This is a genomic window from Vreelandella hamiltonii (assembly GCF_014651795.1).
GTDB lineage: Bacteria > Pseudomonadota > Gammaproteobacteria > Pseudomonadales > Halomonadaceae > Vreelandella > Vreelandella hamiltonii.
Map to the genome: position 1 here is coordinate 477013 of NZ_BMXO01000001.1, position 12837 is coordinate 489849.

Consider the following 12837-nt stretch of genomic DNA (forward strand, 5'->3'; position numbering starts at 1 on the left):
TTAGCCACATTCAAAGTGGGTAGTCTCCATGTTGTCATTGTTATCACCTAATCAGGCTAGGCGGGTCACCGACTTGTGGGTAATTGAAAGGTTGGTGGAGCGCTTACAGACGGCCGGTCTTGGGCCAGGGGCGTCATCCCGCGCGCGTCGCTGCAGGCCAGCTGCCAAAGCGGGTCACGGCGCAGCGAGTCGGTATCGCTGAGATCGATCCAGCCCATCGCGCGCTGCAGCACCAGGGTACGCAGCTGACTGGCCAGTGAGTGGCGGACGCGTAGCGGGTTACGGAGGTCGACCAGATTGTCCTCGAGCGCCTCGATCACGCCGCTGTTGTCGAGGGCTTCACGCAGCAGCAAAGCGCCGCTGTCGCTGGTGGTGCGCTGGCCGCTCAGCTCGACCCGGACAGAGCCGTTGCACGAGGGCGTCCAGGTGGATAGGCTTTCACCCATGGCGAGTGGTCCTCTTGAATCGTGTTCTGCCAGGAACAGTTTGATTCTACAAGAGAAAACCACTCGCCATCTTCGTTTTCAGGCCGGCCTCATGAATAAGCCGGGCTACACTTACTCCCTTATTCTCATGATCTCTAATCAATCATGTATCGCAACCTTTCCCATTGGATAGCATCACATGGTGTTAGGTAAAAAAGTCGCTATCCAGGGAAAAGAGAAAATCAACACGACGGTAACCACTTCCATCAGAATAAACCAGTTGGCTCCCGCGAAAACATCCGTCAAGGTCGTATCCTTATCCAACCCAGCAATCACATACACATTCAAACCGATTGGGGGAGAAATCAGCCCGATCTCACACATCTTGATGGCCAGAATGCCAAACCAGATAGGATCAAATCCAAGGCTTGTCACCACTGGAAAAAGGATAGGGAGCGTAATGACCAACATAGAAAACGCATCCAAAAACATCCCCATTGGCACATAAAGCAGTAAAATCAGGGCAATAATGACAATAGCAGGCAAGGGCAGATCGATCACCCAGCCGGACACCAGTTGCGGCACACGAATCAGGCTAAGAAAAAAACTATAAATACCGGCTCCGAGCATGGTCATCATGATCATCACGGTAGTATTAACGGCATCTCTTGAAGAGATACCAATTGCTTTTACTTTGCTCGCCCGATCCTGGCGAGAAAAAAGCAAGAATAAAACAGCGGCCATTGCCCCCAAAGACGCGGCTTCAGTCGGCGTGGCCCAGCCAGTATAAATACTTCCCAAGACCACCACGATCAGCAGCATGAGCTGCCAAGCCTTACGCAATGAAGTAAAACGCTTCTTCCAACCAATGCGCTCACCTTTGGGACACATCTCTGGTTTGATCAGCGCAATGATCGAAACACCCGCAACAAAGACGCCCACGGAAAGAATGCCAGGCAGTATGCCGGCCATTAGCATTTTGCCCGCCGAAACCTCTGTCAAGGCAGCATAGAAAACCAGCAAGACACTAGGGGGGATCAACACCCCCAACACTCCTCCCGCAGCCACACACCCAGCCGAAAGACGTTTATCGTAGCCAGCTTGCTTCATTTCGGGTAACGAAATGGAACCCACGGTTGCCGCCGTGGCCACACTTGAGCCCGAGGTGGCAGAAAAACCAGCACATGTAAAAATCGTCGCGATGGCTAGCCCGCCGGGCAAATGCCCACACCATCGTTTGGCCACATGGAAAAGCGATTTCCCCACTCCAGCATGAAGCGCGAAATTACCCATAATGATGAAGAGTGGAATTACTGTCAGCAAGTAAGCCGCTGTTTTATTAAACGCAAAGTTCTGCAATACATTATAAACATAGGTCACATCTTGCACTAACAAGATACCGACCATCCCAGACAGACCCAGCGCCGCAAAAACAGGCACCCCTAATCCCATCAATACGAATATCAACCCAACGGACAACAAACCTAGCCATACGGGATCAGTCATGAGCGCCACCAAAAGCAGAGTAAACAGAAATGACAAAATGCAAAAACATTTGAATGAATGCCAACAACAAGCTTACCGCCACGATGATTTTCACCCACCAAATTGGCATTTGCATGATCCCCCAGCGAAACTCCCGGTCCATCGTTGAAACATAGGCACCTTCAATACTTGGAAGGGCAATCGCAATCAAAAAGACGGCACCAAACAACCACGCCACACTTTCCCAAGCTAGCCGTACACGGGGCGAGCAACGCTCACTTATCAAGGTAACGCGTATATGCTTACGGTCATGTTGCGCCCATAACAAGCCAAGATAAACAATTATTGCCATGGACACTTCCGAGAACTCATAAACGCCTGGAAGGGGAAAATTGAACAAGCTACGAGAAGTTGCATCCAGTGCCGTTGACACCATCATGAACAACAGTGCCATTGAAGCACCACATCCCATCAAAAATGCCAACCCGGATCCCATTTTTCTTAAACCACGCATTCAGATACCCTCACATCAGGCATTATTTGAAGGGCTGCCGAGCAGCAGCCCAAACCGTCATGTGCAATGACGTCATGAAATGCGTTGATAAATCTCATAGGGTGTTTCCAGGTCCCCACTGGCATCATGCTCTGCGATGGCATCATCGATGATTTGTTGCATTTCATCGCCATCAATACCCGCATTCCTGGCCACGGTATTCACCCATTGATTTACCTGTTCAGGCTGGACCATATCTCTGGCGGTTTCGATTTGTTGCTGATCCCAAGTAGAGAACTGAGCGCCTTCCGCCATCGCTTTACGCACCCGATCCTCCGCTATGGAGGCATAGATTTCACGGTACTTGCCTGAATAGATTTCATCTGCCAACGTTTGCATGACCTGCTTGATATCGTCCGGCAGACGGTTCCAGACATCGATACCGATGACCGTTGCAGACGGGCCATGAGGTCCAGCGCCAATCTCGGTAATATAAGGAGCCGCCTCATGTAGTGCATAGCTGATGGCAGTGATGAAATCAAAGCCATAAGCCCCATCCAGTACACCACGCTCCAATGCTGAATAAACTTCTGGCGCCGCCATGGGAATAGCTCTTCCCCCCAGGCTTTCAACCACATCCGTCCCCACGCCATATCCCCGGATCCGCTTGCCACGCAAATCTACAATCGATTGAATAGGCTCTCGCGTTATCAGAGGGCAATAGTACCAATTGGTCCAATAGAGAACTTTGGATTTATGACGACTTTCCCATTCCTGCTGTAGTGGCTCATAACGCTGGTAGACGTCTCGGCATACTTTTAACAGAGCATCCGCTCTATTCATTTTGTAATACCACTCCAGTCCTCGTGTCACGGGCAGGTCACTTTGATAATATCCCGGGGAAATCAGCGACACTTCTGAAATGCCATTTCTGATCGCATTCAAATGAGCTCCCGCCTGGTTCAAAGATTGAGCCCAGTAGAAATCAACTTCAATGGCTCCGTTGGTTCGCTTCACCAACTCATCTAAAAACCATTTATCCAACACGGATGGAGAAGCATGTTCCGTTACATATGAGTCATATTTCAGTCGTATAGGCGACTGACCCAAAGCCATGCCAGGGAGAGTGGTCAGGGTAAGGGTTCCACCGACAGAAATGGCACTCAGCTTCAAAAAATCTCTTCTTTTCATCATTAACTCCTCGCACTGTCAACGCTTATTGGCTTTATTATAACTGTCGTCATCTGACTCAGCTATTGAGGACACTAACCTGATAATTATTGTTTAAAAAAACATGCTATCCTGACTATCTACGTAGCGGTATACGTATAACTACGTATACCCATAGGGCACCTCCTTTACCTTTCACCAAGGCTAATCCTCTAGCTGAATAATTTTGGAAACCAGTTCAGCAGTATTCCGGCATCCTAGCTTTTTCATGATTTTGGCGCGATGCGCTTCAACCGTCCTATGTGATATTTGCAGCAGCCTACCTATTTCCTTGCACGTATGACCATTCGCGATGTAGCCCGATATCTCCAACTCTCGCATGGTAAGGTGATTAGATTTATCCTGGCCAACTTTGATTTTTGTAAAAGACCATACCGCCAATTCAAAAGGGGCGGAGGGTGTCAATGTTTTTCCGACTGTTTTTGTCCAAAACACCTCTCCTCGACTGTTACACATGAACCGCTCATCAATACACTTATGGTTTTTCAAAAGATCTTGATAGCGCAGTTCACCAATTGACTTGAAATCGGCATAAGAGGGGTACATTTTCAACATGAGCTGGCCAATCAGGGTACTGCGCTCGTAACCAAACAGTTCACAAAACGCTCGATTACATTCTAGCACACGTCGATTTTTAGTCACCACGATGGCACATGGCGCATGCTCGAACGCTATAAAAAGCAGATCATTCCCGATGACGCTGGCGTTCATAGTTCCCCCCTAAAAGCATTCAATGTCTACAGAGGTTTTACCGGAAACACTTATTGGCACGTCCAGCCACCATCCATGGGTATTACGGTACCGGTCATTGATGCCGCCTCCGAACTAGAGAGAAAGCCCACCAAGGCAGCGACCTGCTCTGGGAGTACAAACGCTTTGGTGGGCTGCTTCTCACCCACCAGATGGCGAATGGCCTCGTCACGCCCACGGTTCAACGTTTGCATACGCTGTGCGATTTGCGGCTCCAGGATGGGCGTTTCCGTCCAGCCTGGGGCAATCGCATTGACAGTAATACGTTGCTCGGCCGTTTCCAGCGCCAGCACTTTTGTCAGGCCTACCACCCCATGCTTGGCTGCCACATAAGCTGACTTGTATGGCGAACCTACCAAACCGTGGACAGAGGCAAGATTGACAATACGTCCCCCACCTTGCCTGCGCATGTCCGCCAGAGCCAATTGGCTGCACCGATATACAGCGGTCAAATTAATGGCGATGATATCGTTCCAGTCCGTCAGCTCGAAGTTTTCGACCGGAGCAGTGAGCTGGATACCCGCGTTATTGACCAATACATCCAAGGACACGCCTGCTTCCCGAAGGGCAGCAAATAGACCATCGATTTGCTCGGTAGAACGAAGGTCTGCCTGAAAATAGCGTGTCGATGCCGCTCCCTTTTCTCTGAGCATGTCCTGGCAAGCCTGTACGTTAGCCTGTTCGGGAGGCAAACGATCATGCAACACGATATGAGCCCCTTCTCCAGCGAAATGCTGGCAAACCGCTCGCCCAATCCCACCTAGTGCCCCTGTTACCAATACGCTACGAGGAGCGCGGCTGTCGGCGTTAGTCATGATCGGCCACCCTCTGAAGTACACTGGCATAGTTGGCAACGGCCAATCCGCCCATATTGAATACGGCAGCCGTGTGTGCATCACTGACCTGACACCCTTCTGCCAACCCCATTAGCTGACGTGCCGCCATGACATGCATGGACACCCCCGTCGCACCAACCGGATGCCCTTTTGCCTTCAAGCCACCAGAAGGGTTGATGGGCAGTCTGCCGTCTTTCATCACCCACCCTTCATGTATGGCGCGAGCCCCTTCGCCTAAAGCAGTCAGGCCGATACTTTCATAAATCATCAGCTCTGCGATGGTAAAGCAGTCATGCACTTCGGCGAGCGACAGGTCAGCCAGCGTCATTCCAGCCTGGGTCAAGGCATCGTTCCAGGCGTGAGTCACTCCCTCAAAGACCAAAGGATCACGTTTTGCCATCGGCATGAAATCCGTGGACTGGGCACAAGACAAGAACTTCACCGAGTACGGTGCCCCCCGCGCCACATCCGCACTGGAGAGAATCAAAGCGGCCGCACCATCAGAGACTGGAGAGCAATCAGTCCTTTTCAGAGGGCCTGCGACGACCGGATTGCGGTCTGATTCATGAAAGCAAAAATCGACATCGACAGCCTTGCGAAGATGGGCCAGAGGGTTATGCATACCATTACCATGGTTTTTAGCCGCAATACGTGCCAACGCCTCAGAGTGGTCACCATAAGCCTCGAAATACCGAGTGGCCACATCGGCAAACACCCCCGCAAAGCCAGCGCGCTGGCCAGCAGTTTCAGGTTGATAGCTGGCCCCCAGCAGGCCTTTGCCAACCCTGGCAGCATCTGCATCGGTCATCTTTTCAGCACCGATGACCAGCACATTCCGCGCCAGCTTACCCTCGATCAGATTGATGCCCTGATGCAAGGCCGCCGAGCCACTGGCACACGCATTCTCCACTCGTGTGGTGGGTTTAAAGCGCAAGTCAGGAAAGCCATTCAATACCAGCGACGCAGGAAACTCCTGGTCACACATACCGCTGTTAAAGTTACCGATATAGACGGCATCGATATCGCTGGCGCACATCTCGGCAGTTTCCAGCGCCTCTGTCACGGCCTCCGTCATCAACTGCTCCAGAGACCCTTCCAGCTTGCCAAAACGAGTATGTCCACCTCTACCGATCATGTACGTGCGCATCAGCGTTGCTCCTCTAACTCGCTCGATACCAGCATCGAACGCAAGGTTGTTTTTAGAATTTTTCCATAGGCATTCTTCGGCAACTCATCCAGCAAATGATACGTTTTCGGGCGCTTGAAACGTGCCATGTGGTTCAGGCAAAACGTATCCAGTGCCTGAATATCCAAAGGGGCGCTGCATGCAACGAACGCCACCACGATCTCTCCCCACTCGCTGTCAGGCCGGCCTACCACCGACACCTCCCTGACACCGGGATACTGCAGTAACACCTCCTCCACCTCGCGGGGATAGATATTGCTGCCACCGCTGATGATCACATCCTTCAAGCGGTCCGTGAGATATAGATAGCCCTGCGCATCGAGATACCCCACATCGCCGGTTCTCAGCCAGCCCTCACGCAAGGTTTCTCGGCTGGCATCCGGGTTAGCCCAATAACCACTCATGACAGTATCCCCCCTAACGCAGACCTCCCCTTCACTACCCACAGGCATGCAACTGCCGTATTGATCCTGAATAGCAATTTCAAGTTGCGGGTGAGACTGCCCCACCGGCACCAGCCGAGTCTTGTCCGTCAACCCCTGTTGCTGGTAAAGCTCATATAACTGTTGATGCTGCTGCTTATCCAGAAAGGTAATGGTCATGGGGCTTTCCCCCTGACCGTATATTTGAACCAGCCGGAACCCCATGACCTCCAACGCTTCCAAAAGGTCGCGCGCGTACATGGGGCCGCCGCCATAGGTAATGGTGTGAATATCTGCAGGATTGAACGGGCCGGGGTAAGTCGCCAGGAAGTCCAGCACGCGGCGTATCATGGTAGGTGCCAGAAACATAGAAGCATGGCCATGCGCGCCAAGCGTTTCAACGAACAGTTCGCCCGAAAACTTACTCGATGACGGAATCACCTGTGCCCCACCGACCATCAGATAAGGCACCATATACAGCCCTGACCCATGCGACATGGGTGCAAAGTGAACCAAACGATTATGAGGGCCGATGGTTTCAATGTTGGCCACATAGCATGCCGACATGGTGGCCAGGCACAGATGCGTGAGTGTCGCCCCTTTCGGCTTACCCGTGGTACCGCTGGTATAAAAAATCCAGGCCGGCTCATGGCTCGCCCGAAACACTGGCTGGCTCACTCGCCCACTCGGTAATGCAAAGCCACTCGGAGCGATCAAGGGTACCGACACCCAAGACACCATGTCATCGTGCTCAGTGAACAGTACCCGGCAATCAGCATCGTCAACGATATAAGCGACTTCTGCCGCCGTTAATTTTGCATTGATCGGCACCACGACCAGCCCGGCATACCAAGCGCCACAAAGCAGCTCGATATAACAGACCGAATTAGCCAAGAAGAGTGCAACTCGCTCACCCTCAGCCAGCCCAACCTCATCGGTCAGATACGTTGCCCACCGACTGGCAGCCTGGGCCAACCCCGCATAACTGAGCGCCGGATGCTCGCCTGCAAATATCGCCGTCCGTTCGGGAAAGCGCTGCGCATTGACTGCTAGATAATTAGCCACATTCAAAGTGGGTAGTCTCCATGTTGTCATTGTTGTCACCTAATCAGGCTAGGCGGAGAAGCTACTGATACCTATACGTAGTAATACGCAGCTCACTAACCTAAACGTCTAGTAAGGGCCAAAAAAAAACCCCGCAGTGAGAGCACTCACCCGGGGCCTTGGAACTAAAAACAGGCTGCTAAAGTGAAGGCTACTCCGCCTGCTTGATACCCAGGCAGAGGTACTTCATCTCGGTATATTCATCGATCCCGTAACGCGAGCCTTCGCGGCCGATGCCTGAAGACTTGACCCCACCGAACGGAGCTGCCGCCGTTGAAATCAAACCGGTATTGATGCCCACCATGCCGTACTCCAGCGCCTCGGAAACGCGCCAGATGCGCGAGACACTTTCAGCATAGAAATAGGCCGCCAGCCCGAACTCCGTATCGTTTGCCAGGCGAATCACTTCAGCCTCGTCTTCGAAGCGGAAGACCGGTGCCAGAGGGCCGAATGTCTCCTCGCGGGCACATGCCATGTCCGCTGTCGCCTCGGCCACCACCGTGGGTGCGTACCAGGTCCCCCCTAGCGCATGGCGCTGCCCTCCAGCCAGCACTCGCCCTCCTTTGGCCAAGGCATCCTGAAGGTGCTCTTCCACCTTGGCCACCGCCTTCTCGGAAATCAGCGGCCCGATATCCACCCCCTCCTCGCAGCCAGCGCCCACCTTCAAGGCCTGAGTTCTCTGCGCCAGCCGCTCCACAAAGGTGTCGTAAACACCACTTTGCACATAGATACGGTTCGCGCATACGCAAGTCTGCCCGGCATTGCGAAACTTGCTGTCGATTGCCCCGGCCACTGCCTCGTCGATATCGGCATCATCGAACACAATGAACGGGGCATTGCCTCCCAGCTCCAGCGACACTTTCTTCACCGTCGGCGCACAGGCTGCCATCAGCTTGGCACCCACCGCCGTAGAACCGGTGAAACTCAGCTTGCGCACTACTGGGCTTTCGGTCAGCACCTGGCCAATGGTCTGTGCATCCCCAGTGACGATATTGATCACCCCGGCAGGTACTCCCGCCTGCTCGGCCAGTGCCGCCAAGGCCAGCGCGGTCAGCGGCGTCTCCATGGCAGGTTTCACCACGATGGTACAGCCTGCGGCCAGCGCAGGAGCCACCTTGCGAGTAATCATCGCCGCCGGAAAATTCCACGGCGTAATGGCCGCACAGACCCCCACCGGCTCACGGGTGACAATGATGCGCTTATCTGCCGCGTGGCCCGGAATGGTATCGCCATAAATCCGCTTGGCCTCCTCGGCAAACCACTCGATAAAGCTGGCGGCATAGCCGATTTCACCCCGCGCCTCCCTCAGCGGCTTGCCCTGTTCCAGCGTCATCAGCTCGCCCAGGGCCGCCTCGTTCTCCATGATCAGCGTATGCCAGCGGCTCAAAACAGCCGCCCGCTGCGCAGCGGTTTTGCTCTTCCAGGCGGGCAGCGCCACGTTGGCCGCCTCGATGGCACTTGCCACTTGCTGGGCGCTCAGGGCAGGCACATGCCCAAGCGTCGCACCGTCTGCCGGGTTGGTCACCGCCACCTGCTCGCCACTCTCCGACGTCACCCACTCGCCGTTGATATAAGCCGCCTCATGAATCCACGACTGAATCTGCATCACCTACTCCTGTATTGTCATTGATAGAATTGAAACCGTGGGATAGGACCTGGCGTAGAACCTGGCGTGTCAGCGCTGCCTTACCCCAACGGTGAATCGCGCCAGCGGCGCTGCTTTTTCACCAACGTGGATTGGTCCACGCCCAATACTGCCGCTGCCGCGCGAGTAGACCCGTGCAAGGCCAGCGCATGCTCGATCACTTGCCGCTCGAATCGGCTCACCTGATGGCGCAAGGAATGTTGCTCGCAAAGTGCACGCGGCCCTTCCGGTGCCGCGGCTTGGCCGGGGCTGGGAAATAGCTCACGGGGCAAATCTGCCGAGGTCACCTCTTCCTGTTCCAGGGTCACGACCAGGCGCTCGGTGAGGTTCATCAGCTCGCGTATATTGCCCGGCCACGCATACCCCGCCAGCAGCTCCAACGCCTCGGGTGACCAGCGGTGCGACATACCGTGCAACTGATTGAAGTGCACTAAATAATGCTGCAGCAAAGGAATCACTTCCTCGCGCCGCTCCCGCAACGGTGGCAACCGCAGCGGCACCACACTCAGCCGATAGAAGAGATTCTCTCGAAAAGCCCCTTGTTGTACACGCTCCAACAACTCCTGATGCGTCGCCGTAATCAACCGCACGTTGGCTTGCCGAAACGCGGTATCACCCACAGGCAAATAGCGGTTTTCTTCCACCACCTTCAATAGCTTTACCTGCAAGGCCATGGGCAAGTCACCGATCTCATCCAGAAACAGCGTTCCCCCATGGGCCACATCCAGCAGCCCCTGCTTACCCTTGGGCGCAGCACCGGTAAATGCCCCGGCGGCATAGCCAAACAGCTCGGCCTCCAGCAGCCCTTCCGGAAACGCCGTACAGTTCAACTCCATGAACGGGCCATCCGAACGGTCACTGTGCTGATGGATATAACGTGCCAACAAGGTCTTTCCGGTACCGGTTTCGCCCTGAATCAGAACCTTGGCCGTCGATTTTGCCACCCGGCGCGCCAGGTCGAAGCAAGGCTCCGTGCTCGGGCTGGTAATCACCCCGGGAGCACTCAGCGCCGATACTTCTCGCACCTGATACGCCTCACGGATACGCTCGATCTGCTCAAGCTGCTCCTGGGCATGCTTGGCCAGCAGCAGCTCCGTGATATCGCGAACGCTGGTCACCACATAGGCTAACCTGCCGTCCTGACCAAACAGCGGGGTCCCCGTGACCACAATCTTGCGGCTACCATGGATCGTCTGCGCCAGCGTGATCGGGCGCAGCTCACGAATCACCTCCAGCGACGCCGATTTGGAAATGAACCCCGCCTTGACCAGATCCGCCATGTGGAAGCCCACCACCTCCTCCCGCTGAATACCGGTGATGCGCTCATAAGCCTGATTGATTGTCACCGTGATACCGTTGGCATCGGTGATATAGACCCCATCGTGCAAGGCATCCAGCAAAGAACGCATGGGCTCCTCATCGAACCCGAACGCCTCCACCTCTGCCGCCTCAAGGGCTGGCTTCGCACCGGTGACCCGGTAGCGCAAATGTGCCTCCACCGGCTGGTCGAGTGCCCCTTCCCGCTGAGCCTGCTCGATATCGGTACGGGTCAACACCCCAATCACCTGGCCCTGGCGATGAAACACCTCCACCGCATCCGTACCGTGCTGCTCAAACAAGGGCAATGCCGCCGCCAATGAAAGGCACGCCTCTATTCGCTGCATGATCTCCCTCCAGGGATAACTGCGAACCATCCCGCCATGGCTGGCCGAACCGCACGATTGGCCAGCACACGGCGCCGAACCCCAGCGTAACCCGGCGGCTCGGCCTGCACAGCGTCATGTCGACTACTTTTGCAGCGGGACCCGAGGCTCAGGGTCAGCAGAAGGCACGGATGCTTCCTCCCAATCCTTCACGAAGGTCTTGTCCACCTCGCCCGAGAAGAAACGGCGCCCGTAAATCAGCGCGCACAGCAGAATCCCCACGGCAAAGGCCCAGGTAGCCCCCTTGATGACCAGCATTGCCGCAATAATTCCGGCAATGCCAAGATCACGCTGGCTACGCGCCTCCATGATGCCGATACGTACGCTGACATAGCCCTGAATCAATAGCGTCAGCGCCAGCGCAATGCCCAGAATAGGCTCTACCAGACTCACGATGGGCAGCAGCAGCAACCCCGTGTTGGTTCCCCAACGGAACGACCCCGAACCCCCGAAGATAGAGTTCATCGCCGCCTTGCCCTGCTTGTAACGCTCAACCGTGACCACATGCATTGCCGCCCACAGCGGGCCACACATCACCACGTCCGGACCAAAAATGCTCATGCCGAAATTACGGCCACCAAAGATCATGTGGGCACGGTTGGGGTTATAGTCGATCTTCTCGTCGCGGCGCTTCTCATCGGCCTCCTCCAGCAGCGCCTTGCTCTGCAACACATCGCCAAACAACACGATATACGCCGCCAACACCGTAGGAATCGCCGTCAGAAACATCATTAGCGGCGGCATGCCCACGCCGAACACCGTGTACTCACTGAACATCAACGCGAAGTCAGGCTGGCTGAACCCCCATTCCACATCTGGCCATGGAGCTTCCCCAAACAGCGGAGCCACCACGATAGCCAGCACGATGATCGGAAAGATTCCCAGCTTGCCTACCGCACCCCACACACCACCTTGGGCTTTCAGCTTATTGAAATGGCGGGAAAAAATAAGATAAAAGGCAACACCCACGGCAATTGTGATGGTAAAGGGGTACTGCTCGAAGCGGCCACCCTCATCGAATACCACCACGATGGCCGCCAGACCAGCGCCCATGATCACCCCCGCTTTGATGGCCGAAGGAATCAGCCGCACCACCTTGCTGGCCATGCCCGTGACCCCCAGGCCGATGGCCAGGACCCCCAGCATCATCTGGAAAGCAATCAACGCATGCACCCTATCGACCCCCTCGGGGAAGGTCGCCACATACGCCATCAACAGCGGAATGGCCGGCGTAATCCAGCCAGGGATCACCGGATCCCCCAGCAGATGGTGCAGCAGGTACAGCAAACCGTTCAAAATCACGATGGCCAGCGCCGCCTCGAAAGGCATCCCCAGCAACTGCATCATGAGCGGAATTGCCGCCAGATCGACGGCACACATCAATAGCCCCTGCAAATAGTCAGGCAGCTCGAAGCGGTAGTGATAGAAAGGCAAGCGAAGCTTGAACGGACCTAACGGCGTGTACGGGCTCTCCTCACCGTCAACGCGATGTTTCCAAGCGCTCATGGCATGAACTCCTGATCGATTTTATTGGTATTGTTAGTAACGCGTCACCGCG

10 protein-coding genes and 1 pseudogene are annotated in these 12837 nt (G+C 54.8%); all 11 read right to left on the reverse strand.

The features are described 5' to 3' along the window. Positions 1-107 precede the first annotated feature (107 nt). Positions 108-485 (reverse strand): annotated as a pseudogene (locus tag IE061_RS02380) (transposase); the annotation flags it as partial. Between the two features lie 135 nt (positions 486-620). Next, complete coding sequence (locus IE061_RS02385) at positions 621-1931, reverse strand: TRAP transporter large permease (RefSeq protein WP_193460863.1); 1311 nt, start codon at positions 1929-1931, stop codon at positions 621-623. Beyond that, the gene (locus IE061_RS02390; RefSeq protein ID WP_193460864.1) at positions 1924-2424 is read right to left on the reverse strand and encodes a TRAP transporter small permease; all 501 of its coding nucleotides are present in this window, start codon (positions 2422-2424) and stop codon (positions 1924-1926) included. Before IE061_RS02390 ends, IE061_RS02385 begins: the two co-directional genes overlap by 8 nt. Positions 2425-2496: 72 nt before the next feature. Next, on the reverse strand, positions 2497-3594 hold the full coding sequence (locus IE061_RS02395) for a C4-dicarboxylate TRAP transporter substrate-binding protein (RefSeq protein WP_193460865.1): 1098 nt from the start codon (positions 3592-3594) through the stop codon (positions 2497-2499). A gap of 183 nt (positions 3595-3777) precedes the next feature. After that, on the reverse strand, positions 3778-4344 hold the full coding sequence (locus tag IE061_RS02400; protein WP_193460866.1) for a LuxR C-terminal-related transcriptional regulator: 567 nt from the start codon (positions 4342-4344) through the stop codon (positions 3778-3780). 50 nt (positions 4345-4394) lie between these two features. Continuing rightward, entirely contained in the window at positions 4395-5279 is an 885-nt protein-coding gene (locus tag IE061_RS02405) for a 3-hydroxybutyrate dehydrogenase (RefSeq protein WP_308429488.1), read from the reverse strand. Continuing rightward, on the reverse strand, positions 5191-6366 hold the full coding sequence (locus IE061_RS02410; protein ID WP_193460868.1) for a thiolase domain-containing protein: 1176 nt from the start codon (positions 6364-6366) through the stop codon (positions 5191-5193). Before IE061_RS02410 ends, IE061_RS02405 begins: the two co-directional genes overlap by 89 nt. After that, entirely contained in the window at positions 6366-7922 is a 1557-nt protein-coding gene (locus IE061_RS02415) for an AMP-binding protein (RefSeq protein ID WP_230478352.1), read from the reverse strand. The genes IE061_RS02410 and IE061_RS02415 overlap by 1 nt, the downstream gene beginning before the upstream one ends. Positions 7923-8082: 160 nt before the next feature. Then, the gene (locus tag IE061_RS02420) at positions 8083-9537 is read right to left on the reverse strand and encodes an NAD-dependent succinate-semialdehyde dehydrogenase (RefSeq protein ID WP_193460869.1); all 1455 of its coding nucleotides are present in this window, start codon (positions 9535-9537) and stop codon (positions 8083-8085) included. Between the two features lie 80 nt (positions 9538-9617). Continuing rightward, complete coding sequence (locus tag IE061_RS02425) at positions 9618-11240, reverse strand: sigma 54-interacting transcriptional regulator (RefSeq protein ID WP_193460870.1); 1623 nt, start codon at positions 11238-11240, stop codon at positions 9618-9620. Between the two features lie 123 nt (positions 11241-11363). Next, entirely contained in the window at positions 11364-12785 is a 1422-nt protein-coding gene (locus IE061_RS02430; RefSeq protein WP_193460871.1) for a hypothetical protein, read from the reverse strand. Between the last annotated feature and the right edge of the window lie 52 nt (positions 12786-12837).

Coding starts and splice junctions, on each gene's coding strand:
- IE061_RS02385 (WP_193460863.1), bottom strand. CDS start 1,931: ATGACTGATCCCGTATGGCTAGGTTTGTTGTCCGTTGGGTTGATATTC.
- IE061_RS02390 (WP_193460864.1), bottom strand. CDS start 2,424: ATGCGTGGTTTAAGAAAAATGGGATCCGGGTTGGCATTTTTGATGGGA.
- IE061_RS02395 (WP_193460865.1), bottom strand. CDS start 3,594: ATGAAAAGAAGAGATTTTTTGAAGCTGAGTGCCATTTCTGTCGGTGGA.
- IE061_RS02400 (WP_193460866.1), bottom strand. CDS start 4,344: ATGAACGCCAGCGTCATCGGGAATGATCTGCTTTTTATAGCGTTCGAG.
- IE061_RS02405 (WP_308429488.1), bottom strand. CDS start 5,279: ATGCACACACGGCTGCCGTATTCAATATGGGCGGATTGGCCGTTGCCA.
- IE061_RS02410 (WP_193460868.1), bottom strand. CDS start 6,366: ATGCGCACGTACATGATCGGTAGAGGTGGACATACTCGTTTTGGCAAG.
- IE061_RS02415 (WP_230478352.1), bottom strand. CDS start 7,922: ATGACAACATGGAGACTACCCACTTTGAATGTGGCTAATTATCTAGCA.
- IE061_RS02420 (WP_193460869.1), bottom strand. CDS start 9,537: ATGCAGATTCAGTCGTGGATTCATGAGGCGGCTTATATCAACGGCGAG.
- IE061_RS02425 (WP_193460870.1), bottom strand. CDS start 11,240: ATGCAGCGAATAGAGGCGTGCCTTTCATTGGCGGCGGCATTGCCCTTG.
- IE061_RS02430 (WP_193460871.1), bottom strand. CDS start 12,785: ATGAGCGCTTGGAAACATCGCGTTGACGGTGAGGAGAGCCCGTACACG.